The sequence below is a fragment of the Streptomyces sp. NPDC000075 genome, assembly GCF_040301925.1.
GTDB classification, from domain to species: Bacteria; Actinomycetota; Actinomycetes; order Streptomycetales; family Streptomycetaceae; genus Streptomyces; species Streptomyces polychromogenes.
On record NZ_JBEPFL010000005.1, the window covers coordinates 1 to 26,678 of the forward strand.

Annotated in this window: 26 protein-coding genes and 1 riboswitch; of the genes, 16 read left to right on the plus strand and 10 right to left on the minus strand. The window is 73.0% G+C overall.

Annotated features, from left to right (window positions below):
* From ABT403_RS07670 to ABT403_RS07690, 5 genes are all read left to right on the plus strand, one after another.
* A partial coding sequence (locus ABT403_RS07670; protein ID WP_351648320.1) for a DUF3017 domain-containing protein occupies window positions 1-557 on the plus strand: 557 nt, incomplete at its 5' end.
* A 320-nt stretch (window positions 558-877) separates the two neighbouring features.
* Window positions 878-1,867 carry a malate dehydrogenase gene (locus ABT403_RS07675; protein WP_344163752.1) on the plus strand — a complete coding sequence of 330 codons (990 nt, stop codon included), beginning with the start codon at window positions 878-880 and terminating at the stop codon, window positions 1,865-1,867.
* A gap of 136 nt (window positions 1,868-2,003) precedes the next feature.
* Complete coding sequence (locus tag ABT403_RS07680; protein ID WP_344163755.1) at window positions 2,004-3,818, plus strand: AbeC-like domain-containing protein; 1,815 nt, start codon at window positions 2,004-2,006, stop codon at window positions 3,816-3,818.
* The gene (locus ABT403_RS07685; protein ID WP_344163757.1) at window positions 3,808-4,185 is read left to right on the plus strand and encodes a hypothetical protein; all 378 of its coding nucleotides are present in this window, start codon (window positions 3,808-3,810) and stop codon (window positions 4,183-4,185) included. Before ABT403_RS07680 ends, ABT403_RS07685 begins: the two co-directional genes overlap by 11 nt.
* A gap of 366 nt (window positions 4,186-4,551) precedes the next feature.
* On the plus strand, window positions 4,552-5,451 hold the full coding sequence (locus ABT403_RS07690; protein ID WP_344163760.1) for a serine/threonine kinase C-terminal domain-containing protein: 900 nt from the start codon (window positions 4,552-4,554) through the stop codon (window positions 5,449-5,451).
* A gap of 4 nt (window positions 5,452-5,455) precedes the next feature.
* On the opposite strand, the gene ABT403_RS07695 is transcribed toward ABT403_RS07690, so the two are convergent.
* Window positions 5,456-5,959: a carboxymuconolactone decarboxylase family protein gene (locus ABT403_RS07695; protein WP_344163763.1), complete on the minus strand. Its 504-nt coding sequence runs from the start codon at window positions 5,957-5,959 to the stop codon at window positions 5,456-5,458.
* A 46-nt stretch (window positions 5,960-6,005) separates the two neighbouring features.
* Here ABT403_RS07695 and pdxR point away from each other — a divergent pair, with 46 nt between their 5' ends.
* Window positions 6,006-7,424 carry a MocR-like pyridoxine biosynthesis transcription factor PdxR gene (pdxR, locus tag ABT403_RS07700; RefSeq protein WP_344163766.1) on the plus strand — a complete coding sequence of 473 codons (1,419 nt, stop codon included), beginning with the start codon at window positions 6,006-6,008 and terminating at the stop codon, window positions 7,422-7,424.
* Between the two features lie 175 nt (window positions 7,425-7,599).
* Here pdxR and ABT403_RS07705 read toward each other — a convergent pair whose 3' ends face one another.
* On the minus strand, window positions 7,600-8,430 hold the full coding sequence (locus ABT403_RS07705; RefSeq protein ID WP_344165788.1) for a DMT family protein: 831 nt from the start codon (window positions 8,428-8,430) through the stop codon (window positions 7,600-7,602).
* 129 nt (window positions 8,431-8,559) lie between these two features.
* Between ABT403_RS07705 and ABT403_RS07710 the strand changes: the two genes are divergently transcribed.
* Both ABT403_RS07710 and ABT403_RS07715 read left to right on the plus strand, forming a co-directional pair.
* Window positions 8,560-8,862 carry a hypothetical protein gene (locus ABT403_RS07710; RefSeq protein WP_344163769.1) on the plus strand — a complete coding sequence of 101 codons (303 nt, stop codon included), beginning with the start codon at window positions 8,560-8,562 and terminating at the stop codon, window positions 8,860-8,862.
* Window positions 8,863-8,867: 5 nt separating this feature from the next.
* Complete coding sequence (locus ABT403_RS07715; protein WP_344163772.1) at window positions 8,868-10,058, plus strand: glutathionylspermidine synthase family protein; 1,191 nt, start codon at window positions 8,868-8,870, stop codon at window positions 10,056-10,058.
* Window positions 10,059-10,094: 36 nt separating this feature from the next.
* Here ABT403_RS07715 and rocD read toward each other — a convergent pair whose 3' ends face one another.
* Window positions 10,095-11,300 (minus strand): ornithine--oxo-acid transaminase, encoded by a 1,206-nt coding sequence (rocD, locus tag ABT403_RS07720; protein WP_344163775.1) that lies wholly within the window; start codon window positions 11,298-11,300, stop codon window positions 10,095-10,097.
* 116 nt (window positions 11,301-11,416) lie between these two features.
* Window positions 11,417-11,507: riboswitch (ZMP/ZTP riboswitch) on the plus strand.
* A 35-nt stretch (window positions 11,508-11,542) separates the two neighbouring features.
* Here rocD and glyA point away from each other — a divergent pair.
* The 4 genes from glyA to ABT403_RS07740 all read left to right on the plus strand — a co-directional run bounded on the left by glyA (window position 11,543) and on the right by ABT403_RS07740 (window position 15,771).
* Entirely contained in the window at window positions 11,543-12,811 is a 1,269-nt protein-coding gene (gene glyA / locus ABT403_RS07725) for a serine hydroxymethyltransferase (protein WP_344163779.1), read from the plus strand.
* 133 nt (window positions 12,812-12,944) lie between these two features.
* Window positions 12,945-13,958: a tryptophan--tRNA ligase gene (trpS, locus tag ABT403_RS07730; protein ID WP_344163782.1), complete on the plus strand. Its 1,014-nt coding sequence runs from the start codon at window positions 12,945-12,947 to the stop codon at window positions 13,956-13,958.
* 122 nt (window positions 13,959-14,080) lie between these two features.
* Window positions 14,081-14,668 (plus strand): 2'-5' RNA ligase family protein, encoded by a 588-nt coding sequence (locus ABT403_RS07735; RefSeq protein ID WP_344163785.1) that lies wholly within the window; start codon window positions 14,081-14,083, stop codon window positions 14,666-14,668.
* A gap of 179 nt (window positions 14,669-14,847) precedes the next feature.
* Window positions 14,848-15,771 carry a YihY/virulence factor BrkB family protein gene (locus ABT403_RS07740; protein ID WP_344163788.1) on the plus strand — a complete coding sequence of 308 codons (924 nt, stop codon included), beginning with the start codon at window positions 14,848-14,850 and terminating at the stop codon, window positions 15,769-15,771.
* Here ABT403_RS07740 and ABT403_RS07745 read toward each other — a convergent pair.
* Window positions 15,728-16,984: a D-alanyl-D-alanine carboxypeptidase family protein gene (locus ABT403_RS07745; RefSeq protein ID WP_344163791.1), complete on the minus strand. Its 1,257-nt coding sequence runs from the start codon at window positions 16,982-16,984 to the stop codon at window positions 15,728-15,730. The genes ABT403_RS07740 and ABT403_RS07745 overlap by 44 nt on opposite strands.
* A 121-nt stretch (window positions 16,985-17,105) precedes the next feature.
* Between ABT403_RS07745 and ABT403_RS07750 the strand changes: the two genes are divergently transcribed.
* From ABT403_RS07750 to ABT403_RS07760, 3 genes are all read left to right on the plus strand, one after another.
* Window positions 17,106-17,348: an SCO4848 family membrane protein gene (locus tag ABT403_RS07750; protein WP_344163794.1), complete on the plus strand. Its 243-nt coding sequence runs from the start codon at window positions 17,106-17,108 to the stop codon at window positions 17,346-17,348.
* Window positions 17,345-18,703: a metallophosphoesterase gene (locus ABT403_RS07755; RefSeq protein WP_344163797.1), complete on the plus strand. Its 1,359-nt coding sequence runs from the start codon at window positions 17,345-17,347 to the stop codon at window positions 18,701-18,703. Before ABT403_RS07750 ends, ABT403_RS07755 begins: the two co-directional genes overlap by 4 nt.
* Before the next feature lie 124 nt (window positions 18,704-18,827).
* A complete protein-coding gene (locus ABT403_RS07760) occupies window positions 18,828-20,387 on the plus strand; it encodes an ABC transporter substrate-binding protein (RefSeq protein WP_344163800.1) in 1,560 nt (519 codons plus the stop codon).
* Here the strand turns inward: ABT403_RS07760 and ABT403_RS07765 are convergent.
* Window positions 20,374-20,922 (minus strand): MarR family winged helix-turn-helix transcriptional regulator, encoded by a 549-nt coding sequence (locus ABT403_RS07765; RefSeq protein WP_344163803.1) that lies wholly within the window; start codon window positions 20,920-20,922, stop codon window positions 20,374-20,376. The genes ABT403_RS07760 and ABT403_RS07765 overlap by 14 nt on opposite strands.
* Window positions 20,923-21,031: 109 nt before the next feature.
* Between ABT403_RS07765 and ABT403_RS07770 the strand changes: the two genes are divergently transcribed.
* Window positions 21,032-22,264: an MFS transporter gene (locus tag ABT403_RS07770; protein WP_344163806.1), complete on the plus strand. Its 1,233-nt coding sequence runs from the start codon at window positions 21,032-21,034 to the stop codon at window positions 22,262-22,264.
* Window positions 22,265-22,266: 2 nt separating this feature from the next.
* On the opposite strand, the gene ABT403_RS07775 is transcribed toward ABT403_RS07770, so the two are convergent.
* The 5 genes from ABT403_RS07775 to ABT403_RS07795 all read right to left on the minus strand — a co-directional run bounded on the left by ABT403_RS07775 (window position 22,267) and on the right by ABT403_RS07795 (window position 26,676).
* Window positions 22,267-23,001, minus strand: coding sequence for a TetR/AcrR family transcriptional regulator (locus ABT403_RS07775; RefSeq protein WP_344163809.1), 735 nt, complete (start codon window positions 22,999-23,001; stop codon window positions 22,267-22,269).
* A gap of 104 nt (window positions 23,002-23,105) precedes the next feature.
* Window positions 23,106-24,293 carry a serine hydrolase domain-containing protein gene (locus ABT403_RS07780; RefSeq protein ID WP_344163812.1) on the minus strand — a complete coding sequence of 396 codons (1,188 nt, stop codon included), beginning with the start codon at window positions 24,291-24,293 and terminating at the stop codon, window positions 23,106-23,108.
* Between the two features lie 109 nt (window positions 24,294-24,402).
* Window positions 24,403-25,107, minus strand: a complete 705-nt coding sequence (locus ABT403_RS07785) for a hypothetical protein (RefSeq protein WP_344163815.1) — start codon at window positions 25,105-25,107, stop codon at window positions 24,403-24,405.
* Entirely contained in the window at window positions 25,031-25,783 is a 753-nt protein-coding gene (locus tag ABT403_RS07790; RefSeq protein ID WP_344163818.1) for a glycerophosphodiester phosphodiesterase, read from the minus strand. The genes ABT403_RS07785 and ABT403_RS07790 overlap by 77 nt, the downstream gene beginning before the upstream one ends.
* A complete protein-coding gene (locus ABT403_RS07795; RefSeq protein ID WP_344163820.1) occupies window positions 25,780-26,676 on the minus strand; it encodes an ROK family protein in 897 nt (298 codons plus the stop codon). Before ABT403_RS07795 ends, ABT403_RS07790 begins: the two co-directional genes overlap by 4 nt.
* Window positions 26,677-26,678 lie beyond the last annotated feature (2 nt).

A 26,678-nucleotide genomic window follows, 5' to 3' on the forward strand; every position in this document is an offset into this window, starting at 1 on the left:
ACCTCGACTCGGCCGGCCTCGGCGGCTACACGGTGGCCCAGTTCAAGGCGGACCTCGCGGCGAAGAAGGCGCCCGGTGGGACCAGTGGTGCGAACGGGGCCGCCGGGACCGGCGGTACGGGCGTGCCCGTGCCCGAGGGGGCCTCGGACGCCGGTCCCGCGCGGGCGTCGGCGAGGTCGCGGCGGTTCCCCGCCGTCACCCAGGACACGGCCCGCCCCGAGGGCGCCGGCCGGGCCATCCCCGGCGCCGTGTCCACGCCCGCCCGCCAGTGGCCGATGCTCAGCGTCCTCGCCGCCACCGCCGCCGGGCTGCTGACCACGGCGGTGGGGCACCCGCGCATCGGCTGCCTCGTCATCGGCATCGCCCTGATCGGGGCCGCCGTGCTGCGGCGCGCGCTGCCCTCGGTGGGCATGCTCGCCGTGCGCTCCCGCTTCACGGACATGGTCACGTACGGGGTGCTGGGCGTGGCGATCACGCTGCTGGCGCTGGTGATGGAGCCGAAGCCGTGGCTGCACGTCCCGTTCCTGGAGACCGCCGTCCGCTTCACCGTCCGCTGACCGGGCGACGGACGCCGGACGCCGCGCCGCCGGGACACCCCGCGGCGCGGCGCGCCCGTCCCCTCGAAGGGCCCTGGAAAGTACGGATTTCCACGCTGGAGCGCAGGTCGCGCGCGCGTTCGGACCTTCGAACCCGGGGGTCGTGTGCCGTGGACCACAGGCACCGGGGGGTTCGGGACCCCGCGGGTCGGATAGCCTGACGGGCGGATGTCTCTTCACGTCAAGATTCGCAGGACAGGGAAGCGGCGTCCTCCCCAGTACTTGGGACCCAGCACACGGGGCGGGGACGCCCCACCGCCAGCTGTCTAACGGAGAAGGCCATGACCCGCACTCCCGTGAATGTCACCGTCACCGGCGCTGCCGGCCAGATCGGTTACGCCCTGCTCTTCCGCATCGCCTCCGGCCACCTGCTCGGCGCGGACGTGCCGGTCAAGCTCCGCCTCCTGGAGATCCCGCAGGGCATGAAGGCCGCCGAGGGCACCGCCATGGAGCTCGACGACTGCGCCTTCCCGCTCCTCAAGGGCATCGACATCTTCGACGACCCGAACCAGGGCTTCGACGGCGCCAACGTCGCCCTCCTCGTGGGCGCCCGCCCGCGCACCAAGGGCATGGAGCGCGGTGACCTGCTCTCCGCCAACGGCGGCATCTTCAAGCCGCAGGGCGCCGCGATCAACGCGCACGCCGCGGACGACATCAAGGTCCTGGTCGTGGGCAACCCGGCCAACACCAACGCGCTCATCGCGCAGGCCGCCGCTCCGGACGTCCCGGCCGAGCGCTTCACCGCGATGACCCGCCTGGACCACAACCGCGCCATCTCGCAGCTCGCGAAGAAGACCGGTGCCGACCTCACCGAGATCAAGCGCCTCACCATCTGGGGCAACCACTCGGCGACCCAGTACCCGGACATCTTCCACGCGGAGATCGCCGGCAAGAACGCCGCCGAGGTCGTGGGCGACGAGCAGTGGCTCGCCGACACCTTCATCCCGACCGTCGCCAAGCGCGGCGCCGCCATCATCGAGGCCCGTGGCGCGTCCTCGGCCGCCTCCGCCGCCAACGCCGCCATCGACCACGTCCACACGTGGGTCAACGGCACCGCCGCCGGCGACTGGACCTCCATGGGCATCCCCTCGGACGGCTCCTACGGTGTCCCGGAGGGCCTGATCTCCTCCTTCCCCGTCACCTGCAAGGACGGCAAGTACGAGATCGTCCAGGGCCTGGACATCAACGAGTTCTCCCGCAAGCGCATCGACGCGTCCGTGGCGGAGCTCGTCGAGGAGCGCGACGCGGTCCGCGAGCTCGGCCTGATCTGATCCACCCGTACTGATCGGGGGGTTCACCCCTTCGCCTGATCAGTACGAACACCCTTACGCCCCGGCCAAACCAGGCCGGGGCGTTTTGGCGTGAATCGGCCTGTCGGTTCATGTAGGGGGTACATAAGGTCGCCCGGTGACCGACCCCCTGATTCCCCCTCAGTCCGGCGGCGACACCCCGGCGGACCCGCGCGACGGCCGCCCACCGGTCCATCCCTCCCTCAGCGAGGCGGGCCGCCTCCTGTGCGCGGGCACCTACCTCGACGGCACCTACCGCGACCGGGTCATCGACGAGCTGTACGTCCACGAGGAGCGGATCGCCGCCCCCTCGTACGGATTCGACGCCACCCGGGTCCTGGCCCACGCCCTGCGCGCCCGGCGCGTCGAGCTCGCCTGGGCCGGCGGGATCATCGCCGCCTGGCTGGTCGGCATCCCGCTGACCAGCGGGCTGATCACCCTGCTGCTCGTCCCGTTCCTGCTGCTGGGCTTCGCCAACTGGCTCCGCGACCGGCCGGACCCCTGGATGCGCTTCCTGTCGATGCTGCCCCGGGTGCTGGGCTGGGTGGGGCTGGCCGTCACCCTGTTCCTGTTCTGGGAGGCCTGGACCGACGGCGGCGAGCTGGGCCAGCTCCTGCGGTACGCCTTCGGCGGCTGGGTGGGGTCCGACGGTTCCGGCCGGTCCGGCGGGCCGGGCGGGTTCGGCGGCTCCGGCGGCTTCGACGACTTCGGCGGCGCGGGCGGGTTCGGCCCCGGCGGCGGCTCCGGGGCCCCCGGCGACTCCTCGCCCCTCTTCCTGTGGCTGACCCTCCTCGTGTTCGCGGGGATCGTCGTCCTGCTCGTACTCCGCCGCGTGCACATCGCCCGGATCATCTCCAGGGAGCTCGACCCGCGCGCCTACGCCGACCGCGCGGCCGACCCCGCCACGCAGAACCCCCGCTTCGCCCGGGTCCGCGAGCGCATCCTCGCCGAGCAGCACGACCCGCTGATCCTGTACGACGTCAACGGGCCCTTCACCGGGGCGGGCGGCGGGTACCGGGCCTGGCAGCTGTCCGTCGAGCTGCGCCCCCGCGAGGACCTCGGGGCCGGCCGCGAGCCGCACCCCGTCACCAACGCCGACATCGTGCGCCGCATCGTGCCGCTGCTCCAGGCCCTGCGCGTGCCCTCCCCGCACGGCTCGGCGCGTGCCCAGGCCGACGTACGGGACCGGCTGCGCGAGCTGGTCCTCGACGAGTGCGTGTTCCTCCCGCCCACCGGCCTCCCGCACCGGGACATGACCCGGCTGGCCCGCGAGCAGTTCACCGGGCACCGCCTCGGAGCCGTCGAGGAGGGCGGGGAGCGGCGCAGGCACTTCCTGCGCATCCGGGTCGGCGGCTGGGACGAGAACCTCGTCGTGACCGTGTTCGTACGGGTCCACACGCAGGGCGGGATGATGATGCTGGAGGTGGCCCCGCACGTGCTGCTGCCCGTCCGCACCCTCTTCCAGAACGCCGACGCCGACGCGCGGCGCCACCTGAACAGCGCCTGGTACGGCAAGGCGGTCGAGGGCCTCGCCGCCGCCCCGGCCTCCTTCTGGAACGCCTCGGCCGTCCTGCTGCGGGCGTTCACCACCTGGTGGCGGACGGTCACCGGGCACCACGACGGCCTCCTCCCGGAAGGGCCGCGGCTGTCGGTCCGGGAGATCGGGGCGGCGGAGGACGGTTCGCTGTTCCAGCTGATGGACCTCGACCGGTATCTGAAAACCATTCAGGACCGGGTGGTGGGCGGGGTTACCGTCGCCCTGCACGAAGCGGGCTGGCACACGGAGGAGTTCGCGCAGCGCGCGGTCCATGTGGCCGAGGGTGCCGTCTTCATCCAGTCGGTGAGCGACAGCGCGTTCAGCGTCGGCGGCACCGGCCATCAGAACACCGCCGGGGGCGGTACGAGCGACAAGGGGAGCAGCGGTGGCAAGTGACGGCGAGGAGCGCTCGGTCCGCATCGGCGACGTCAGCGGCAGCGCCTTCAGCATCGGCGGCAGCAACAACACCAACACCGTCCGGCAGGGCGGCGACGGTGCGCGGGAGCGCGTGCCGGACGCCGGGGAACTGCTGGAGGCGGTACGCGAACTGCGCGCCGCACTCGTCCGGCTGCCGCGCAGCACCGAGCGCGGTGAGCTCGACGCGGAGCTCGACGGGGCGGTGGCGGAGCTGGAGGAGACCGGGGAGATCGGGCCCGGCCTGCCCGCCCGGCTGCGCGCGGCCCTGGTCCGGTGGGCTCCGCTGGTGGAGACGGTGAGCGCGGCGACGGCACTGGGCGGCCTGCTCGCCTCGCTGGGGGGCTGAACGGTGCCCTCGTCCGACGACACCTGGTGGAACCCGGGGACGCAGCGCTGGGAATGGGGCCCGAGACCACCCCGGCCAACGGCCGACCCGGCAAGCCCGGAGGCCGACCCGGAACCGGCCGCCGAGCCGGAACGCCCGGCTGGGGCGCAGGGCCCGGCCGAGCCGGAACGCCCTGCCGAGCCGGAACGCCCGGCCGCCGAGCCGGAACGCCCGGCCGCCGAGCCGGAGGGTCCGGCCGAGCCGGAGGGTCCGGAGTACCCCGTCCGGGGGGTGGTCCCGCCCGTCCCCGCGCGGCCGCCCGCGCCCCCGGAGTGGCCGCCCGCGCCCGCAGGCCCCGGGCAGCCCGCGCCTGCGCCGGAGCACCCCGTGGAGCCGGTCGGCCCCGTGGCCCTCGGCCCGGACGCCGCCCAGGCGCCCCCGGGTCCGGACGCCGCCGGGCCCGGATCAGGCGGCGGGCCCGCCTGGTACGAGCGCCCCGTCGGGGAGGGGTGGTCCGCGACGCCCGGCCCCGAGGCGGGGCTGCCGCCGCTCCCGCCGCAGAACTGGGGCCCGCCGCCGGTGCCGCCCCCGCAGCCGCCCCCGCCCCCGCCCGGGCGGGGCCAGTGGCGTATCCCGCTGCTGGTCGGGGTGGTCGCGGCGGTCGTCGGCGGGGGCGCCGTCGCGGCGTGGGTGCTGCTCGGGGCCAAGGACGGCCCCGCCGTCGACGCCCGCCCGCCGGCCACCCGTACGGCTCCGGCCCCCACGACCCCATGGCCGTCCGCACCCGTCACGGGCACCCCGTCCGGCGCTCCCGCGCCCAGCGGCTCCCCGAGCCCCTCGGCGGACCCCGGCCACACGGTGGTGCACAACGAGGCCGGGTTCTCGGTGGCCGTCCCCGACGGCTGGGGGGCCAGCCGCGACGAACAGGGCAACGGGGCCTTCTACCGTCCGCCCGGCGGGGACCGCAGCGCCCTGCTCCAGATCTTCCGGATCACCGAGCCCGCCTCCACCGGCTCCTGCGAGCTGCTGCGGATGTCCTCCGACCGGCTGAGCGGCGGGACCCCCGCCTACCGGCAGGTGTCCATCGACCCCGTAGCGGGCTCCTCCTGCGAGCTGGTGTACGAGTACGACAGCGCGGAGTCCCACGGCCGCCGCCGGGGCATGGAGCGGATCGTCACCACCCCGGACGGCAACCGGTGGGCCCTGCTGGCCGCCGGGCCGGCCGCCGACGCCGCGACGACCCGGGCCAACCTGACGGCGGCCCTGGAGTCCTTCCGGCCGGAGTGAGGGATCAGCGCTTGAGCGACCCCGGGGTGTAGTGCCCCGGGGACAGCCGGGTGGTGACGGCGAACCGGTTCCACATGTTGATCATGGCGATGGCCGTGATCAGCTGGGCCAGCTCGGCCTCCTCGAAGTGCTCGGCCGCCTTCTCGTACACCTCGTCCGGGACGAACCCGTCCGTCAGGACGGTGATGGCCTCGGTCAGCTCGATCGCCGCCAGCTCCTTCTCCGTGTAGAAGTGCCGCGACTCCTCCCAGGCGCTGAGCTGGACGATCCGCTCGACGCTCTCGCCCGCCGCGAGGGCGTCCTTGGTGTGCATGTCCAGGCAGAACGCGCAGTGGTTGATCTGCGAGGCACGGATCTTGACCAGCTCGGCGATGACCGGGTCCAGGCCCTTCTGCGTGGCGATGTCCAGCGCGACGGCGGCCTTGTAGGCCTCCGGGGCCAGCTTGAACAGCTGCATGCGGGGCGTGTGCTCGGCGGCGAGTTCCGTGGTCTTCGTGTCGTTGCTCATGGGTCCACCGTACGGAGCGGACGGACCGCGGATATGGTCCATATCCATGACGGACTCGTGGGCCACTTACGGCGCCGACCTGCACCTGGACCTCTCGGCGGTCGCGGCCGGGGAGCGCGGTCTGCGGGCCGCCCTGACGGAGTCGCTGCGGGAGGCCGCGCGCAACGGCCGGCTGGCCCCCGGCACCCGGCTGCCGTCCTCCCGGACCTTCGCCGCCGACCTGGGGATCGCCCGCAACACCGTCGCGGAGGCGTACGCCGAACTCGTCGCCGAGGGCTGGCTGACGGCCCGCCAGGGCTCCGGCACCCGCGTCGCCGAACGGGCCCGGCCGCGCCGCGCCCCCGGCCCGGCGGCGCGGGTCCGCCGCCCGGTGCGGCGAGCCCCCGCGTACAGCCTGGTGCCCGGCTCCCCGGACGTCGGCGCCTTCCCGCGCGCCGGCTGGCTGGCGGCGGCCCGGCGGGCCCTGACCGACGCCCCGAACGAGGCCTTCGGCTACTCCGACGCACGCGGCCGGATCGAACTGCGCGAGGCGCTCGCCGGATACCTGGCGCGGGCCCGCGGGGTGTACGCGGACCCGGACCGGATCGTGCTGTGCGCCGGCTTCGTGCACGCCGTGCGGCTGCTCGCGAGGGTGCTGCGGGCGCGCCGGGTACGGGAGATGGCCGTGGAGGGCCTCAGCCTCGACCTGCACCGCGACCTGCTCACCGGGGCCGGGCTGCGGACCCGTCCGCTGTGGGTGGACGAGGCCGGGGCCCGCACCCCCGACCTGGCCGGCCTCGGGCCCCGGGCGGGCGCGGTGCTGCTGACCCCGGCGCACCAGTTCCCCACCGGAGCGGCCCTCACCCCCGAACGGCGGGCGGCGGCGGTGGACTGGGCGCGGACCACCGGCGGCCTGATCCTGGAGGACGACTACGACGGGGAGTTCCGCTACGACCGCCAGCCGGTCGGCGCGCTCCAGGGCCTGGACCCGGACCGGGTCGTCTACCTCGGCACCGCGAGCAAGTCCCTGGCCCCGGCGCTGCGGATGGGCTGGATGGTGGTCCCGCCGGACCTGCTGGAGGAGGTGCTGGCGGCGAAGGGCCCGGCCGAGTGGACGTCGAGCGGCCTGGACCAGCTGACGCTGGCGGAGTTCATCAGGTCGGGGGCGTACGACCGGCACGTACGGGCGATGCGGCTGCGGTACCGGCGGCGGCGGGACGAGCTGGTGGCCGCGCTGGGCGGCGGGTTCCCCGTCTCCGGCATCGCGGCGGGGCTGCACGTCGTGCTGGACCTGCCGGAGGGGTCGGAGCGGTCGATCGTCCAGGCCGCGGCCTGGCAGGGGCTGGCGGTGGAGGGCCTGGCGCGGTACCGGCATCCGGAGACGGAGATGCCGGTGCGGGAGGCGCTGGTGCTCGGGTACGGCACCCCGACGGACAGCGCGTGGGCGCCCACACTGGCGGCCCTGACGGCCACGCTTCCTTCTTGACGCGTCGCTCGCACGGCTCGGCGCCCGCGCCCGGTGCGCGCAAACGCCGTGCGGGCTGGATTTCGCGCAGCGAAATTCCAGCCCCGCCGGCGTTTGAGGCGCGGGGTCTGGGGCGGAGCCCCGGAGAACGGGTGAAGGGCGGGGCGGGGAGACGGCCCCGCGCAGCGGCACCGGGTCAGGCCGGCGGAGCCTTCGGTTCGCCGAAGCGGGACAGGGCGAGGGCGCCGGCCACGGCCACCGCGAAGCCGAGGACCGCCAGCCAGGTCAGCCCCTCCCGCGTACGGTCCCCGAGCCACGCCACCCCCACCGCCGCCGGGCCGACCGTCTCGCCCAGGACCAGCCCGGCCGTCGCCGCCGTCACCGAGCCCCGCTGCAACGCGGAGGTCAGCAGCAGGAACGCCGCCGCCCCGCCCAGCAGCAGCGCGTACAGCGCCGGGTTGCGCAACTCCCGCAGGGAGAAGGTGTCGATGAGGCGCACGGCCACCTCCACCACCCCGAAGCCGGTGCCGGCCGCCAGGCCGAGCACCAGCGCGCGCGAGCCGTCCGGCAGCCTCCCCGCCACCGCCCCCACCAGCAGCACCAGCCCCGCCACCGCCAGCAGCCCCAGCTTCAGCGCGAGGGTTCCGGCCTGGTCGCCCTCCTCACCGGAGGCCAGCCCCAGCATCAGCAGCCCCGCGCACACCACCGCCACCGCACCCCACTCCAGCCGCGACAGCCGCACCCCCAGCAGCCGCGCCGCGACCACCGCCGTCACCGCCAGGCTCGCGGCCAGCGCGGCCCCCACCGCGTAGATGGGGACGTGCCGCAGGGCGATGATCTGGAGCACGAAGCCGACCGCGTCCAGCCCCAGCCCCGCCACGTACCGCCACTGCCGCACCGCCCGCAGGAACAGCGCGGCGTCCACCCCCGAGCCCGCCGCCCCCGGCCGCGCCGCCGCCCGGGCGGCCACCGCCTGGAGGACCGAGGCCGTACCGAAACACACCGCCGCGCCCAGCGCGCAAACCATTCCGATCAGCACGAAACCGACTCTAGGCCCCTCACCGTGACATGGGTGTGACGGTGGCCGGATTCCCTCCCCGGAAGCCCCCGCTCTACTCTGTCGGGAACCCACGCCACCCAGGGGGAGCGGAACACCATGGACACCAGCGACACCACCCGACGACGCATGCGCTCCGGCGCGGTCGCCCTCGGCGGCATGGGCCTGCTCGCCGCCACCCTCGTGGCCTGCGGCAGCAGCGACGAGCCCGACAAGCGCTGTGCGTCCCGCTCCACGCTGGACCACCTCAACTCCAAGGAGTGCAAGAGCGGCGGCCGCGGCGCGTACTACTACGGCGGCACCGTCAGCAACGGCAAGGTGTCCGGCGGCAGCTTCGACAAGTCGGCCGTCACCCGCGGCGGCATCGGCGGCGGCAGCCACTCCGGCTCCTCCGGAGGCTGACCCGCATGGAGCGCCACACCATCGAACCCCGCCCCGACTGGCAGAAGACCGTCGAGGAGCAGGGCCTGATCTACCCCCTCACCCGCTTCCCGGACGACAGCCTGCGCCCCTACTGGGACGAGAGCGCGTACTACTCCTTCTCCCTCCCCGAGGTCGAGGCGCTGGAGAACGTCGTCGAGGAACTGCACGCCATGTGCCTGGCCGCGGCCGCCCACATCGTCGAGCACGACCGCTTCGCCGACCTCGGCATCACCGACCCGAAGGTCGCCGCGCTCATCGCCGAGTCCTGGCGGCGGCGCGCCGAACAGCCCTCCCTCTACGGCCGCTTCGACCTGCGCTACGACGGTTCCGGCAGCCCCGCCAAGCTGCTGGAGTACAACGCCGACACCCCCACCTCCCTGGTGGAGGCGGCGAGCCCGCAGTGGTTCTGGATGGAGGAGCGCTTCCCGGGCGCCGACCAGTGGAACTCCCTGCACGAGCGGCTCGTCGAGGCCTGGCGCCGGCAGGCCGAGCTGCTGCCGCCCGGGCCGCTGCACTTCGCGCACTCCGAGACGGACGAGCTGGGCGAGGACCTGATGACGGTCGCCTACCTCCAGGAGACCGCCGAGCAGGCCGGCCTGGAGACCCACGCCCTGTCCGTGGAGACCATCGGCTGGGACGGCCTCTCGGGCCGGTTCGTGGACGAGAAGCTCCGCTTCATCCGCGGCTGCTTCAAGCTCTACCCGTGGGAGTGGCTGGTCGACGACGAGTTCGGACCGCACGTCCTCGCCACCTACGACCACGGCGGCGGGACCGGCACCACCGCCTGGATCGAGCCGCTGTGGAAGATGCTGCTGGCCAACAAGGCCCTGCTGGCGATCCTGTGGGAGCTCTTCCCCGAACACCCGAACCTGCTGCCCGCCTACCTCGACGGCCCCCGCGAGCTGGCCGGCGACGGCGGGTACGCCGCCAAGCCCCTGCTGGGCCGCGAGGGCGCCGGGGTCACCCTCCACGAGCCGGGCGGCGAGCCCTTCGTACCGGCCGAGGGGGAGACGTACGTCTTCCAGGCGCTGGCCCCGCTGCCCGACTTCGACGGCAACCGCGTGGTCCTGGGCGCCTGGGTGGTCGAGGAGGAGGCGGCCGGACTCGGCATCCGCGAATCGGCGGGCCCGGTCACCGACGAGTACGCCCGCTTCCTGCCCCACGTCATCCTCTGACTCCCGGGGGTGCCCGGCCGGGCACCCCCGCCCCCGTCAGCCGGCGAGGACCGCCCGCAGCTGCTCCAGGCCCCAGTCCAGGTCCTCCTTGGAGATCACCAGCGGCGGTGCGATCCGGATCGTCGACCCGTGCGTGTCCTTCACCAGCACCCCGCGCGCCATCAGCCTCTCCGAGACCTCCCGGCCGGTGCCGCGCGCCGGGTCGACGTCGACGCCCGCCCACAGCCCGCGCCCGCGCACCGCGGTCACCGCACCGCCGCCGACGAGCAGGTTCAGCTCGCGGTGCAGGTGGTCGCCGAGTTCGGTGGCGCGCTGCTGGTACTCGCCGGTGCGCAGCATCGCGATCACCTCCAGCGCGACGGCGCAGGCGAGCGGGTTCCCGCCGAAGGTGGAGCCGTGCTCGCCGGGCCGGAACACCCCGAGCACGTCGCGGTCGGCGACCACGGCCGACACCGGCACCACACCGCCGCCGAGCGCCTTCCCCAGCACGTACACGTCCGGGACGACGCCCTCGTGCTCGCAGGCGAAGGTCTTCCCGGTGCGGCCCAGGCCCGACTGGATCTCGTCCGCCATGAACAGCACGTTCCGCTCGCGCGTCAGCTCCCGCACGCCGGCCAGGTACCCGGGCGGCGGGACCAGCACGCCCGCCTCGCCCTGGATCGGCTCCAGCAGGACGGCGACGGTGTTGGCGGTGACGGCGTGGGAGAGCGCGGTGAGGTCCCCGTACGGGACGATCTCGAAGCCCGGCGTGTAGGGGCCGAAGTGGTCGCGGGCGTCGTGGTCGGTGGAGAAGCTGACGATGGTCGTCGTCCGGCCGTGGAAGTTGTCGGCCGCGACCACGATCTTGGCCTGCCCGTCCGGGACGCCCTTGACCTCGTACCCCCACTTGCGGGCCGTCTTCACCGCCGTCTCCACGGCCTCCGCGCCCGTGTTCATGGGCAGCACCGTCTCCTTGCCGCAGAGCGCGGCGAGTTCGGTGCAGAACGCGGCGAAGCGGTCGTGGTGGAAGGCGCGGGAGGTCAGGGTGACCCGTTCCAGCTGGGCCTTGGCCGCGTCGATCAGACGCCGGTTTCCGTGGCCGAAGTTGAGGGCCGAGTAACCGGCGAGCATGTCGAGGTAGCGCCGCCCCTCCACGTCGGTCATCCACGCGCCCTCCGCCGAGGCCACGACGACCGGGAGGGGGTGGTAGTTGTGCGCGCTGTGCTCGTCGGCGGAGCGAATGGCATCAGCTGTTCTCGACACGGGGTCTCCGATCGTCCGTCTGCCGGTGACGCGGGTGACATGGGTGGCGTCCTTTGTATCGTCGCTCGGATCGCGGACGCGGAAACCTCCCGGTCGCCGCGCCCGCTAAGGTGTTCGGTACGCACGGCGACTGGCGTACGGGGAACCAACTCCGGGGGAGTCGTGCGCGGAGTACCGCACACAGGGCCGCTCGCCTGGGCCTCGCGGGGACGAGACCTGACATCGACCCCGGAGGAGCCGCGATGACCGCGCACCGCCAGCCCGCCCTGCTCGCCACCGACCCCGACCTCGCCGCGCTCGTCTCCGCCGAGGAGACCCTCCAGGCCGAGACCCTGCGCCTGATCCCCAGCGAGAACTACGTCTCCGCCGCCGTCCTGGAGGCCTCCGGGACGGTGCTCCAGAACAAGTACAGCGAGGGCTACCCGGGCCGCCGCTACTACGAGGGCCAGCAGAACATCGACCGCGTCGAGGCCCTCGCCGTCGAGCGGGCCAAGGGCCTGTTCGGGGTGGAGCACGCGAACGTCCAGCCGTACTCCGGCTCCCCGGCCAACCTGGCCGTCTACCTGGCCTTCGCCAAGCCCGGCGACACCGTGATGGGCATGGCCCTGCCGATGGGCGGGCACCTGACGCACGGCTGGGGCGTCTCGGCGACGGGCTCCTGGTTCCGCGGCGTCCAGTACGGCGTGCGCGCCGAGGACGGCCTGATCGACTACGACGCGGTGCGCGACCTCGCGCTGGCGGAGCGGCCGAAGATCCTGTTCTGCGGCGGCACGGCGCTGCCCCGCACGATCGACTTCGAGGCGTTCGCGTCGATCGCGGAGGAGGCGGGCTCGGTCCTCGTCGCGGACGTCGCGCACATCGCGGGCCTGATCGCGGGCGGGGCCCACCCCTCGCCGGTCCCGTACGCGGACGTGGTCTCCACGACCACCCACAAGACCCTGCGCGGCCCGCGCGGCGCGATGCTGATGTGCAAGGAGGAGCACGCGAAGGCCATCGACAAGGCGGTCTTCCCCGGCCTGCAGGGCGGTCCCCACAACCAGACGACGGCCGGTATCGCCGTCGCCCTGCACGAGGCGGCCCAGCCGGCCTTCACGGCGTACGCGCACGCGGTCGTCGCCAACGCGAAGGCACTGGCGGCGGCGCTGCTGGAGCGGGGCTTCGACCTCGTCTCGGGAGGCACGGACAACCACCTGATCCTGATGGACCTGACCTCGCGGGGGGTGCCGGGGAAGGTCGCGGCGAAGGCGCTGGACCGGGCGGGGATCGTCGTCAACTACAACACGGTGCCGTTCGACCCGCGCAAGCCGTTCGACCCGTCGGGGATCCGGATCGGTACGCCGTCGCTGACGTCCCGCGGCCTGTCGGCCGAGCACATGCCGGTGGTCGCCGACTGGATCTCCCGCGCGGTGGACGCCGCCGCGAAGGGTGACGAGCCGGCCCTGGCCGTCATCCGCGCGGAGGTCTCCGACCTCCTGTCCGCCTACCCGGCCCCGGGCCTCCCGGTCGCGTAGTCCCTCCCTCGAACGCCGGCGGGGCGATTCCAGCCCCGCCGGCGTTCGAGGCGCGGGGGTCCGGGGGCGGACCCTCCGGAGAACGGGTGAAGGGCGGGGCGGGGAGCCGGCCGGTACCTGAGAGAATGGCGGCATGGCTTCTGATCGTCCTCGCGCGCTCTCCGGCATCCAGCCCACCTCCGGCTCGTTCCACCTCGGGAACTACCTCGGAGCGATCCGCCAGTACGTCGCCCTCCAGGAGACGCACGACGCGTTCTACATGGTCGTCGACCTGCACGCGATCACCATGCCGCAGGATCCGAAGGACCTCCGCGCGAACACCCGCCTCTCCGCCGCGCAGCTCCTCGCCGCCGGTCTGGACCCCGAGCGCTGCACGCTCTTCATCCAGAGCCACGTCCCGGAGCACGCGCAGCTGGCCTGGGTCATGAACTGCATCACCGGCTTCGGCGAGGCCAGCCGGATGACCCAGTTCAAGGACAAGTCCGCCAAGGGCGGGGTCAACAGCGCCAGCGTCGGCCTGTTCACCTACCCGATCCTCCAGGTCGCCGACATCCTGCTCTACCAGGCGAACGCCGTCCCCGTCGGTGAGGACCAGCGCCAGCACGTGGAGCTGACCCGCGACCTCGCCGAGCGGTTCAACCACCGCTACGGCCAGACCTTCACCCTCCCCGCCGCGCACATCGTCAAGGAGGTCGCGAAGATCTACGACCTCCAGGACCCCTCGATCAAGATGTCGAAGTCCGCGTCCTCCCCGAAGGGCCTGATCAGCCTCCTCGACGAGCCGAAGGCCACCGAGAAGAAGATCAAGAGCGCGGTCACCGACACCGAGGCGGAGATCCGCTTCGACGCCGAGAACAAGCCCGGCGTCAGCAACCTGCTCACGATCTACTCCACCCTCACGGGCGAGTCGATCCCCGCGCTGGAGGCGGCGTACGAGGGCAAGGGCTACGGCGCGCTCAAGACCGACCTGGCCGGCGTGATGGTCGACTTCGTCACACCCTTCAAGCAGCGCACGCAGGAGTTCCTGGACGACCCGGAGACCCTGGACGCCGTGCTGGCCAAGGGCGCGGAGAAGGCCCGGGCGGTCGCCGCCGAGACCCTGGCGCAGGCCTACGAGCGCATCGGGTTCGTGCCCGCCAAGCACTGACCGGCCGAGGCCCCTGGCGGCCGAGGGGGTGCTGCCGCCACACTGAGGCGGCAGCACCCGATGCGAGCACACCGACCCGACCAGCCGGTGTGACCACACACCACACGCGCGGAGGAGATCACGTGGGGACCGTAACGCTCGGCGTTTCGATCGCGGTCCCGGAGCCGTACGGCAGCCAGCTCCAGCAGCTGCGCGCCGGCTTCGGGGACGCCGCCGCGCACGGCATCCCCACGCACGTCACCCTCGTACCGCCCACCGAGGTGGAAGAGGGGCGGCTGGCGGCGATCCGCGCGCACCTCACCGAGGTCGCGCGGTCCTTCCCCTCCTTCGCGATGCGGCTGGAGGGGACGGGAACCTTCCGGCCCCTCTCCCCGGTCGTCTTCGTCCGGCTCGCCGAGGGTGTCGAGGGCTGCACCAGCCTCCAGGGCCGCATCCGCGACCCCGAGGGCCCGATCAGCCGCGAGCTGGCCTTCCCGTACCACCCGCACGTCACGGTCGCCCACGGGATCTCCGAGGAGGCCATGGACCGGGCCTTCGCCGAGCTCGCCGACTACTCCGCCGGCTGGCAGTGCACGGGCTTCGCCCTCTACGAGCAGGGCTCGGACGGGGTCTGGCGCAAGCTGCGCGAGTACCCCTTCGGCACCGCCGCCACGGCCGTCCCCGCGCAGTCGGGTCCGGCCGGGGCCGACACCGCCATACGGCGCTCCTGACACACAGGCCGCAGGCCCCGGCAGGCACGGAAGGCGTGGAACCGGAGCCTCCGAAGGACCAGGGCGTGGAACGGTCGGGGCGCGGGACGAGGCGCGGGGCGAAAAGTCACAATCGACGACCGTAGTGCCCGAAAGCGGCAATCCCGACTATTTCCGGCAGCTCATTTACGGTGGCCCCCATGGACTGGCTGAAGAAACTCCCGGTGATCGGACCGCTCGTGTCGGCCGCCATGCGCACGCACGCGTGGCGTTCGTACGAGCGCCTGGACCGGGTCCACTGGTCCCGGCTGGCCGCCGCGATCACCTTCATCAGCTTCCTCGCGCTCTTCCCGCTGATCACCGTCGCCGCCGCCGTCGGCGCGGCCCTGCTCAGCCAGGACCAGCTGGACCGGCTCCAGAAGAGCCTCGGCGAGCAGGTCCCCGGCATCTCCGACCAGCTCGACCTGCCCGGCCTCGTCGCCAACGCCGGCACGGTCGGCCTCGTCGCCGGCGCGCTCCTCCTCTTCACCGGAATCGGCTGGATCGGCTCGATGCGCGACTGCCTGCGCGCCGTCTGGGAGAAGGACGACGAGGACCAGGGCAACCCCGTGGTCCGCAAGGGCAAGGACGCCCTCGTGCTGCTCGGCCTCGGGGGCGCCGCCCTCGCCTCGGCCGCCGCGTCGATCATCGGCTCCACCGCCGTCGGCAAGCTGGCCGAGCTCATCGGCATCCCCAGGGACGGCGCGGGCGGCGCCCTGCTGCGGGCCGGCGCCTTCCTCGTCGGAGTCCTGGCGGCCTTCCTGCTCCTGCTCTACCTGCTGACCCTGCTGCCCGGGGTCGAGCCGCCGCGCGCCCGCCTGCTCCAGGCCGCGCTGATCGGCGCCGCCGGCTTCGAACTCCTGAAGCTGCTGCTCAGCGGCTATATGCGCGGGGTCGCCGCCAAGAGCATGTACGGGGCCTTCGGCGTGCCGATCGCCCTGCTGCTGTGGATCAGCTTCACGGCGAAGCTGCTCCTGTTCTGCGCCGCCTGGACCGCGACCCGGGACGACGAGGAGGGGGAGGAGACGCCCGGGACGCCCCCTACGAACCCTGCCCCCGGCGGCCGCGCGGCCAGCGGCGGTTGACCGCGTAGGCCCCGCCCGCCACCACGGCCAGCGCCCCGCCCGCGACGCCGAGCGCGGTGCCGAGACCGCCGCCCGCGGCGGGCGGGCCGTCCGCCACCGGGGTGTTCTCGTGGGACTTCGCCGGGGAGCCGAAGGGCCTGGTGTCCGCGCTCTTCGGGGGCACCAGCTCACCGACCGGCTTGACCTTCCCGGCCGCCGCGAAGCCCCAGTCGAAGAGGTCGGCGGTCTCCTGGTAGACCGCGTTGAGCCCGCCGTGCTCCGGGTTCATCACCGTGACCAGCAGCTTCTTGTCCCCGCGCTGGGCCGCGCCGGTGAAGGTGGAGCCGGCCATGGTGGTGTTGCCGTTCTTCACCCCGGCGATGCCCTTGTACGGGGTGATGCCGCCGGCGCCCGTCATCAGCCGGTTGGTGTTCTGGATCTCGAAGAACTCGCGCGGCTTGCCCGCCTCCTGAAGGCCCGGGAACTTCGCCTGGGCGGTGCCGCAGTACTCGCGGAAGTCCTGCTTCTGGAGTCCGGAGCGGGCGATGAGGGTGAGGTCGTAGGCGCTCGACACCTGCTCGGGGGCGTCGTACCCGTCGGGCGAGACCACGTGCGTGTCCAGGGCCTGGAGTTCCTCGGCGTGCGCCTGCATGTCCTTGACGGTCTTCTCGACGCCGCCGTTCATGGCCGAAAGCACGTGCACCGCGTCGTTCCCGGAGCGCAGGAACACCCCGAGCCACAGGTCGTGGACGGAGTAGTCGTGGTCCTCCTTGACCCCGACCAGGCTGCTGCCGGGGCCGACGCCGTCCATGTCCTGGCCGGTGACGTGGTGCACCTGGTCCTTGGGGAGGGCGGGCAGCACGGTGTCGGCGAAGAGCATCTTCAGGGTGGACGCCGGGGGCAGCCGCCAGTGGGCGTTGTGCGCCGCGAGGACCTCGCCGGTCTCGGCGTCCGCCACGATCCAGGACCGGCCGGTGAGGTTCGCGGGCAGCGCGGGCGCCCCGGGCAGGAGGTTCACCTGGGTGCCGGGCTGGCCGAGCCGGGCACCGCCGACCGTGGACATCGACGGGGGCGGCGCGGGTGCCGCCGGGGCCTGCCGCGGCTGTCCCTTCCCGTCCGCCGGAGGGGGCGGTGCCGTCGCCGCGCGCGCGGGCGCGGTGGAGGCCTGGACGAGGATCGCCGGAACCAGCAGCGCGGCGGAAAGGACCGTCAGGGCGGTCTTCTTGGCAGACACGCAGGTGAACGTACATCCCGATGTCCTGCCCGGCGTCGCGGACCGGCCAACCGGGGCGAACCACCCCCGGTACGGCCCACCCCGCCGCGTCCGTCCTGGGGACGAATCCGATACTGGGGACATGAAACTCAGCCGCACCGCGTCCTGGTTCCTCGCAGCGTTCGGAGCTTGGTCCTGGGTGATCTGGTCCACGTTCGTAAAGAACCTCTTCAATGACGCCAGCGGTCTGGCTTTCGACGACGGTCGGCCCACGGCCTACTTCTGGGTCCACCTCCTCCTCGCGGTGACGTCCTTCCTCCTGGGGACGGCCGTCGGAGTGCTCGGGTTGCGCAGCCTGCGCGTACTGCGGCGCGCATCACGATGACCGTGTTTGTGGTGATTGTGGCGGTGGTCGCGGTCCTGGCGCTGCTGGGGCTGGTCCATCGGTGGCTGTGGGTGCGGCTGGTCCGTGACACCACCCGGGCGGGCGGGGCCGCGCGGCGGGCCGGGACGGTCCTCGCCTTCGCGCTGCCGCTGCTCTCCCTGGCGGCCCTGACGGCCGGCCGCGCGGGCGCCCCGTTCTGGTTCCAGCGGCTGGTGGCCTGGCCGGGCTTCATGTGGCTGGCGGTCCTGCTGTACCTGACGCTGGCGATGCTGGTGGGCGAACCCGTCCGCCGCCTGTGGCTCCGCCGCTCGGCGCGGCCCGCCGCCGGGCCCGAGCCGGCCCCCACCCCCGCCACCGCCCCCGCGGCGGTGCCCGGCGCGGGCGCCCCCGCGGTTCCGGCCGCGTCGACCACCACGGAGCCAGCCGGGCCGATCACGACGGAGCCAGCCGGGCCGATCACGACGGAGCCAGCCGGGCCGATCACGACGGAGCCGACCGGGCCGACGGAGGGTACGCCGGCCCGCCGTGAGGTCAGCCGCCGGGTGTTCGTCGCCCGGACCGTCGGCGGGGCCGCCGTCGCCGCCGCCGCGCTGACCGTCGGGAACGGGACGTACGGGGTGCTGCGCGGCCCGCGCGTCAAGCGGGTGCAGGTGCCCCTCGCCCGGCTGCCCCGCGCCGCGCACGGGTTCCGGATCGCCGTCGTCAGCGACGTCCACCTCGGCCCGATCCTGGGCCGCGCGCACACCCGGCGCATCGTCGACACCGTCAACCGCACCCAGCCGGACCTCATCGCCGTGGTCGGCGACCTCGTCGACGGCGACGTCCACGACCTCGGCCCCGCCGCCGAACCCCTGCGCGGCCTGCGCTCCCGCCACGGCGCCTTCTTCGTCACCGGCAACCACGAGTACTTCTCCGGCGCCCGGCAGTGGGTCGACCACGTCCGTGAACTCGGCCTGACCCCCCTGGAGAACGCCCGCCGCGAGCTGCCCCACTTCGACCTCGCCGGGGTCAACGACGTCCAGGGGGAGAAGGAGGGCGAGGGCCCCGACTTCCAGGCCGCGCTCGGTGACCGCGACCGCTCCCGCGCCTCCGTCCTCCTCGCCCACCAGCCCGTCGTGATCGACGAGGCCGTCCGCCACGGCGTCGACCTCCAGCTCTCCGGCCACACCCACGGCGGCCAGCTCTGGCCCGGCAACTACCTCGCCGAGCTCGCCAACCCGACCGTCGCGGGCCTGGAGCGGTACGGGGACACCCAGCTCTACGTCTCCAGGGGCGCCGGCGCCTGGGGGCCGCCGGTCCGGGTCGGCGCTCCGTCAGACATCACGGTCGTCGAACTCGCCTCATACCACACCTGACGTTCTACCACCGGGACAAATCGCCCCTTCCCGTGGCTGAATTTCCGTGATTGGCTGACCGGCGGTCGTCCGATAGCCGGATGGGCTGTTCGCATGACGGGGATTCGGGGGCTGGGGGATGGCGATGGGGTCTGTCCGCACGAAGGTCATCGCGGCAGGGCTGGTCCTCGCCGCGGCGGGCGGGGTGGCCGCGTGGCAGCTGCTGCCCCTGGGCGAGTCGGGCCACGGCGCGATCCGGGTCGGCACCACCGACCACGTCTCCGCCCTGGACCCGGCCGGGGCGTACGACGCCGGCTCCTGGGCCCTGTACAGCAACGTCTACCAGTCGCTGCTGACCATCAAGCCGGGCTCCGACACCCCCGTCCCGGACGCGGCCTCCTCCTGCGCGTTCGTCGGGCAGAAGCTGACCACCTACCGGTGCGAGCTGCGCTCCGACCTGACCTTCACCGGCGGCCGCCAGGTCACCGCCGAGGACGTGAAGTTCTCCTTCGACCGGATCAAGCAGATCAACTCCGACCAGGGTCCGGCCCCGCTCTTCAACACCCTGGCGTCGGTCAAGGCCGAGGGCCTCAGCGTCACCTTCAACCTCTCCGCCCCCGACGCCACCTTCCCGTTCAAGATCGCGACGGGCGCCGCCTCCATCGTGGACAAGGAGCGGTACCCGGCCAAGGCGCTGCGCGAGGACGGCAAGGCCGACGGCTCGGGCCCGTTCACCCTGACCGGCTACAAGCCCCGTACGAGCGCCGAACTCAAGCCCAACCCGGCGTACAAGGGGCAGGCCAAGCCCGCCCGGTCCGCGGTCACGGTCCGCTACTTCAAGGACTCGGCCCAGCTGGACCAGGCCTGGAAGGACCACCAGATTGAGGTGGCGCACCGCGACATGCCCCCGGCGGTGCTCGCGGCCCTGAACCCGGGGCTGAAGGACACCCGCTACCAGACCTCGGGCGGTACCGAGGCCCGGCACATCGTCTTCAACGTCCGCCCCGGCTCCGCCGTCCAGAAGCCGGCCGTCCGCCAGGCCATGGCCGCCTCACTGGACCGGTCGAAGATCGCCGCCGACGTCTACAAGGGCACGGTCACCCCGCTCTACTCCCTCGTCCCGGCCGGGATCGCCGGGCACAGCACGCCCTTCTTCGACACCTACCCCTCGCCCAGCGGCGCGACTGCCCGCAAGCTGCTCACGGACGCGGGCGTCGCCACTCCGGTGTCCCTCACCCTCGGGGTCAACGTCCGCGGGGCGAACCTGGCCGAGGCCGAGGAGATCAAGCGGCAGCTGGAGTCGACGGGCCTCTTCCAGCTCCAGATCAAGCCGGTCGACGCGTGGGAGGACTTCCAGAAGGCCTACGCGGCGGGTCAGTTCGACGCCTACACGCTCGGCTGGATCGCCGACTTCCCGGACGCGGACAACTTCCTCGCCCCGCTGGTCGGCAAGGACTCCAGCATGAACAACGGCTTCTCCGACAAGGCCGCCGAGGACCTCATCGCCCGCACCCAGTCCTTCCAGGACCGGGGCGAGGCCTCCAACGACTTCCGCGAGCTCCAGCGGGTGGTCTCCCAGCAGATCCCGCTGCTGCCGATCTGGCAGAAGAAGGACTACGTCCTCTCCCGCGAGTCCGTCACCGGCCTGCAGTACCTCTCCGACGGGACGGGCGTGTGGCGCCTGTGGGAGCTCAACTGGCTGTAGCCGGCCCGAGGGTGTCCCCGTGGGCCAGCAGCAGCGTGCGCAGGGCGCCGGCCAGCGTCTCGCACTGCGCGCGGTCCAGCGGGGCCAGCAGGCGCGCGTAGTGGTCCAGGTGGTCCTCCATGACCGAGTCGGCCAGCGCGTGGCCCTCCTCCGTCAGCCGGATGCGCACCGACCGGCGGTCGGCCTCGTCACGGACCCGCTCGACCAGGCCCTTGGCCTCCAGGCGGTCGATCCGGTTGGTGATGGCGCCCGAGGTCACCATCGCCCCGGGCAGCAGCGCCCCGGCGGTCAGCGCGTAGGGCGGCCCTGACCGGCGCAGGCTGAGCAGGACGTCGAACTCGCCGACCTCAAGGCCGTGTTCGGTGGTGAACGCCTTGAGGTACTTGTCGATGGTCCGGTTCATGCGCTGGATCCGGGCCAGGACCTCGACGGGCCACAGCGCCTCGGTGAGATCGGGGCGCTCCCTCTCCCACTGGCCGACGACGGTGGCCACCATGTCCTGGCCTTCGGCCTGATCTTCCCGGGGCTCTTCCATGCCCCGAGAATACCTCAACGTTAAGACACTTGACGTTGAGGGAGTCTGGCTGTTTTTATCTCAACGTTGAGATTGTCAAGGTTGAGATGTGAAGGGGAGTGGGTCATCCATGACGGTCGCCACCACCAGGAGCGGCAGCGACAGGGGCGTCACGGGCGCCGCCGCACCGGGCCCCGTCCCGGTGCTCTGGCTGGCCCTGCTGGCCACGCCCATCGCCGCCGGCGCCAACGCGCCGGTGCTGATCCTCCCCGACATGGCCCGCTCCCTCGGGGTCCCGAACGCCACCGCCGCCTGGCTGCTCACCGCCTTCGGCTGGGCCATGGCCGTCGGCACCCCGCTGATCGCCGCGATCCTGCGCCGCCGAGGCCTGGGCGCCGTCCTCCGGCTGGCCACCGGCCTCGTCCTGGCCGGAACCCTCCTCGTCGCCGCCTCCCCCTGGCTCCCGCTCACCCTCCTGGGCCGCTGCGCCCAGGCCGCCGGCGGCGCCGGACTGGTGGCCGCGGCCATGAGCCTGGCCGGGTCCGCCCGCCGGATGGGCGTCATCAGCGCGGGCTTCGGCATGCTCGGCGCGGCCGGACCCCTGCTCGGCCGGACCCTCGCCGACGCCGCCTCCTGGCGGGTCGCGCTCGCCGTCCAGGCGGTCTCCCTGCTGGCGGTGCCCGTCGTCCTGCGCCGCGCCGGAGCCGGGGTCCCCGCCCCCGCCGGCCGCTTCGACGCCCGGGGCGCCGCCCTGCTGACCGGGCTCGCCACCGCCCTCGTACTGCTGCCGACCCAGCCCCTGGCCGCCCTGGGCGCCGCCCTCGCCGCCGCCGTCCTGCTCGCCCTGCACGTCCGCCGCCGGCCCGACGGGTTCGTGCCCGTCGCACTGCTGCGCCGGCCCGTGTTCGTCGTCTCGGCGCTGCTCGCGCTGGCCGCGTCGGCCTCCTACTTCACCCTGCTCTTCTCGGTGCCCCGGCTGCTCGCCGACCGTGCCGGATGGGACGCCGGCACCGCCGGGGCCTGGCAGCTGCTCGCGCTGCTCACCGGCTCCGCCCTGTCCTGGCTGCTCGCCGCCGCCTCGGCGCGGATGGGCCGCGCGGCCGTCCGTACGGTGCTCGTCGCGGCCGGGACCGCCGCCGCGCTCACCGGCGTCCTCGCCTCCTCGGGTGCGCTGCTGGTGGCCGCGACCGGGGTGGGCGTGTTCACCGCCACCGCGGCCAACGGGGTCCTGTCGACCCACGCCGTGGCCGCCGCCCCCGACGAGGCCCACCGCCCCGGCGCCATCGGCCTGTTCACCCTCTGCTACCAGCTCGGCGGCGCGGTGGGCCCGGCGGTCGCCACCCTCCTCGTCCTCGGGTCCTGAGCTCAGCCCTCCTCGGGCCTCGGGTCGGACGCCCGCCTGCCGCCCCGTGACACCGCCGTCTGGGCCATGCCCGGCAGGAAGTCCGCGAACAGCTCGTGCACCTCGCGCACCAGCGGCCGCAGCACCCGGAACCGGGCCAGGACGATGCCCCGCGTGGTCAGCTGCGCGCCGCGCTCGGCGAGCCGTCGGGTCTTCTCGCTCTCCGGCGAACGGTCGAAGACCCAGTACAGGACCAGCCCCATCTGCGACAGCCACATCAACTCGGGCAGCACGTCGGCCAGTTCGTCCGGCACCTTGGTCTTCGCCCCGGCGAGCACCTCGCGGTGGATGCCGATGGCCGCCTGGCGCGCCGGCTCCGACTCGGGGGAGAAGGGGCTCAGCGGACTCTGTGGGTCCGCCGCGTTCTTGAAGAACTGGGAGGCGAACTCGTGGTACGGCGCCGCGATGTCGAGCCAGCTCGTCAGCACTCCGGCGAGCCGCTTCTGGAGATCGGCCTCCTGGTCCAGGATCGGCCGGACCGCCGCCTGGTGGGCGGCGCCGATCCGGTCGTAGAACCCCTGGACCAGGTGCTCCTTCGACTCGAAGTAGTAGTAGGCGTTGCCGACCGAGACCCCCGCCTCCTTGGCGATGGCCCGCATGGTCGTCTTGTCGAAGCCGCGTTCCTGGAACAGCCGGAGCGCGGTTTCGAGAATGAGCGTGCGGGTCTGCTCGCTCTTGGGAGCCTTCTGATCTGTCACGGTGTCCGACCTTATCGGGCACCCGGGCCGCGCTCGTCACAGGCCGGTTCCCCGGGCTCCGCTTCGGACTTGGTCCATACCGCACCCGGACGGCAGGGCCACGGTCAGCCCGGCCGGCGGAGCGTCAGCGGGTGGTCCGGGGCGAGCCGGTTGGCGAGGGCGACCAGGACGTCCGTGCTCGCGTTCTGGACCGTGCTGCCCCGGCCCTGGGTGGCCACCGTCGCGATCGCGAGCTTCTTCGCCGGCAGATAGGCCACGGTCGCGGCGTACCCGGCGAAGGAGGGGTTCTGCACGATCCAGTCGCCCTGCACCACCAGCCCCAGGGCGTACGAGGTACCCGGCTCCACCGTCGAGACCGGCGTGAGCTGCGCCTTGTGGGAACGCGGGCTCAGCAGCTTCCCCTCGCCGATCGCCGCGAAGGACTTCGCCATGTCCGCCATCGTGGACGTCATCACCGCACCCGGCGCGATCGTCCACGACGGGTCCCAGTAGGTGGAGTCCTCGAACACCTTGCGCTCGTTGTCGAAGGCGTGCAGCACCGGCGCGGGGATCTCGGCGGTGGTCGGGTTGGCGGTCCCGGTCAGCCCCAGCGGCCGGATGATCTCCTCGCGCATCACCTCGGCCAGCGGCCTGTCCCGTACCCGGGCGATGACGTCACCCAGGATCTGCCAGTTGGCGTGCGAGTACGCGAAGCCCGAGCCGGGCTCGCGCACCAGCGGCTTGTCCACGGACATCCGGACGAGCTCCTGCGGAGTCCACTGCCGGAACGGGTTCTGGTACAGGGCGGCGATGAACTTCGGGTCCCGGACGTAGTCGGCGTAGCCGGAGGTGGTGGAGGCCAGCATCCGCAGCGTGATCGCGTCCGCGTGCGGCAGGTCGGGGCGCCAGCGGGAGACGCTGTCGTCGAGCGACACCTTGCCCTCGTCGACCAGCTTGAGCAGCGAGGTCGTCAGGTACGGGATCGCGACGGCGCCGTTGCGGAACCGCATGTCGGGGGTGGCGGGGACCCCGGTCATCGACTCCCCGGCCGCGACGGAGGCGACCCGCTCGCCGCCGCTCCACACCTCGGCCATGGAGGCGGTGAGCCGGTACTTGGCCAGCGACTCCCGCACCTGCCGCCCGGCGAAGGCGGCGGCGTCCCCCGGCAGACAGGTACCGCCCCGGGACACCTGCCCGGCGGGACACCCCGCCTCCTCCCCCACGGCGGCGGGAGTCCCGCACCCGGCCAGCAACGAGGCGCCGAGGGCGATGGTGAGCAACAACGGAGCGGGCTTCACGGAACGACGTCGCACGGGACCTCCCTGCGGAACGGAACAGTCCGCCTCCCCCTCGGGACCCTAGCCCCACCCCCCACGGACGGCACGCCGAAGCGCCCGGGCGAGTGACGGCGGCGAGGCTCCGTTACTCCTCAGGGGGAGGCGTACGCACCAGGGTGTGGTCGAGGGCGTCGAGATCGGGTTCGTCGAGCGTGCCCACGCCCTTGGTCTCCTCGGCCAGGAACATGATCAGGACCGCTGCGGCGACCCCGAGGACCGAGACCGCGAGACCGAACCGCGAACGCCAGCCGGCCAGGTTGCCCCCCAGCCAGAAGTAGAGACCGGCCGACCCTACGCCCGGCAGGACGAACACGAGCCAACGGACCTTGTCCAGCGTGTAGGCGAAGGGATGGCCACCACGGGCCCGGCTGCCCTTGTAGACCTCCCACTGCCACACATGCATGGACACCAGCGAGGCGAGCTTGCGGCGCAGATGGTTGTTGATGTAGCCGGCCAGTCGCAGGATGCGGATGGTGCGGTCCGAGTACAGACCGGCGAGCATCGCGAACAGCGGAGGGAAGTACAGCAGTACCGAGCGGATGTTCTCCGCCTTCGGACCGGAGTCGTTGAACAGAGGCTGAGCCAGAGCGGCCATCGCCGCCGACACCATGAAGGCGAAGTTCATGATCTGCTTCTGGTGGTCCTGATAGCGACCTATCTCCTCGCGCAGCACCTCGTACTCGGCTATCAGCGCGGCGCCGATGAGCTCCAGCTCAGCGCCACTGCGGACGGTGGCACCCGGACGCGTCGGCGCGTTCGGCTGACGGCTCTGCGGGACTCCCTGGCTCAACCCTTCCCCCTGTGGTCGATGTGCCGCCTGCGGCGGCGATCGCGATATCCGGTTCGGCCATGACACTGTCGGCACCCGAGGCCAGCGCTTCCTCCCACCGCTTCTGTGTGGACGCTGAGAAGGTCATCGTCCGAATGCCCCGGGAGCGCAGTTCCGCGCACAATCCCGGCTCCAGGAAGCGGCTCTGCATGACCACCCAGCCGGATCCTGCCTCCGTGGCCATGGCCGCGACGTCCATCGGCAAACCGGCGAACAGGACCCCGCACGCGGCCATTCCCCACTGGGCCGAGACCAGCCGCACCACGCGGTGGTTGAAGCCGATGACCCGTGTGTTCCCAGGCCGAGGCACCTGCGCGAGGACGGCGGTCGCAGCGCGCGCTTCCTCGCCGGGCCCCGCCTTCAGGTCCAGGACGACGGGCAGGCCGAGCGCCCCGAACGCGGCCAGAGCCGCCTCGACGGGCGGGAACACGGCCGGATCCAGGGCCTTGGCCGGGGTGTCGGCGACGGTCCGCAAGGCTGTCTCCTTGGCGAGGTGCGCCGCGCACGGCAGGACCACGGCGACCCCGTCCCGGGTGCACGCGACGTCCACCTCGGCCGCGCAGCCCGTGCCGCCGAGCACCACTGCATCGTCGAGGCACACGTCGTGGACGACGATTTCCCGCACGAGACCCGTCACGGACGCACCGTGACGGCGCGCGCGCCGAATGCCGGGGACTTCCCGGCGGCCAGACCCAGGTGACCGGCCCCCACCAGCCCGGCGCGGTCACCGAGCCGGGCGGTCACCACATGCGGAACGGACAGCCCCGTCGTCTGTCCGCTGAGCACCTCGTGCAGCCGGGCCTTGACGCCCTCCCGGAACCACGCGTTGTGCAGCCACACGCCGCCACCGACCGCCACGGAGTGTGGATCACACAGGCCAGCGACGAAGCCGATCACCAGCGCAGCCGCTTCCACCGCGTCCTGACAGGCCGCGTCGCACTCCGGGCCTTCCACACGGTCCTCGCCGACGAAGGGAGCGAGGCTCTTGCCACCCGCCCGCTGGTTGACGGTACGGCCGTCGGGCGGCAGCGGAAGTGCCGAGATCAGTCCGAGGGATCCGTGCGCCCCGAGGTCCAGCCGTCGCCCTTGGACCAGGGCGACACCCACACCGGTACCGAAGTTGACGAACGCGACGCGGTCCTCCTCGCCGTGGCCGCCGTATACGGCTTCGCCGAGGCCCTGAGCACTCACGTCGTTGACCACGCTGACAGGCAGCCCCAGCCGGTCGGACAACTGCGCTGCCATGTCGTAGTCCCGTAGGTAGGGAAGACTGCCGCTGCTGAGGACCGTGCCCGTTGCCGGGTCCACCGATCCGGTCGAACCGACCCCGATCCCAATGATCGGGCTCGGCTCCTCAAACCCGGACCGCAGGTGTTCGACTCCCTTCACGACGGCCTCGGTGATGTCCGCGGACGAAGTGAAGTCTCTGGAGTCCACCTCCTGTACGTGGGAGGTCCTTCCCTGCCCGTCGGCCAAGGCCACACGCAGACGCGTCTTGCCGAAGTCCACGGCCACGGCGTACTCGCTCATGT

What these genes read in the sequence shown, in the direction of transcription:
- ABT403_RS07740 (WP_344163788.1), top strand. Translation starts at nt 14,848, where the DNA reads ATGGACTGGCTGAAGAAACTCCCGGTGATCGGACCGCTCGTGTCGGCC.
- pdxR (WP_344163766.1), top strand. Translation starts at nt 6,006, where the DNA reads ATGACGGACTCGTGGGCCACTTACGGCGCCGACCTGCACCTGGACCTC.
- ABT403_RS07765 (WP_344163803.1), bottom strand. Translation starts at nt 20,922, where the DNA reads ATGGAAGAGCCCCGGGAAGATCAGGCCGAAGGCCAGGACATGGTGGCC.
- ABT403_RS07760 (WP_344163800.1), top strand. Translation starts at nt 18,828, where the DNA reads ATGGGGTCTGTCCGCACGAAGGTCATCGCGGCAGGGCTGGTCCTCGCC.
- ABT403_RS07695 (WP_344163763.1), bottom strand. Translation starts at nt 5,959, where the DNA reads ATGAGCAACGACACGAAGACCACGGAACTCGCCGCCGAGCACACGCCC.
- ABT403_RS07675 (WP_344163752.1), top strand. Translation starts at nt 878, where the DNA reads ATGACCCGCACTCCCGTGAATGTCACCGTCACCGGCGCTGCCGGCCAG.
- ABT403_RS07750 (WP_344163794.1), top strand. Translation starts at nt 17,106, where the DNA reads ATGAAACTCAGCCGCACCGCGTCCTGGTTCCTCGCAGCGTTCGGAGCT.
- trpS (WP_344163782.1), top strand. Translation starts at nt 12,945, where the DNA reads ATGGCTTCTGATCGTCCTCGCGCGCTCTCCGGCATCCAGCCCACCTCC.
- ABT403_RS07795 (WP_344163820.1), bottom strand. Translation starts at nt 26,676, where the DNA reads ATGAGCGAGTACGCCGTGGCCGTGGACTTCGGCAAGACGCGTCTGCGT.
- ABT403_RS07710 (WP_344163769.1), top strand. Translation starts at nt 8,560, where the DNA reads ATGGACACCAGCGACACCACCCGACGACGCATGCGCTCCGGCGCGGTC.
- ABT403_RS07705 (WP_344165788.1), bottom strand. Translation starts at nt 8,430, where the DNA reads ATGGTTTGCGCGCTGGGCGCGGCGGTGTGTTTCGGTACGGCCTCGGTC.
- ABT403_RS07755 (WP_344163797.1), top strand. Translation starts at nt 17,345, where the DNA reads ATGACCGTGTTTGTGGTGATTGTGGCGGTGGTCGCGGTCCTGGCGCTG.
- ABT403_RS07715 (WP_344163772.1), top strand. Translation starts at nt 8,868, where the DNA reads ATGGAGCGCCACACCATCGAACCCCGCCCCGACTGGCAGAAGACCGTC.
- ABT403_RS07770 (WP_344163806.1), top strand. Translation starts at nt 21,032, where the DNA reads ATGACGGTCGCCACCACCAGGAGCGGCAGCGACAGGGGCGTCACGGGC.
- glyA (WP_344163779.1), top strand. Translation starts at nt 11,543, where the DNA reads ATGACCGCGCACCGCCAGCCCGCCCTGCTCGCCACCGACCCCGACCTC.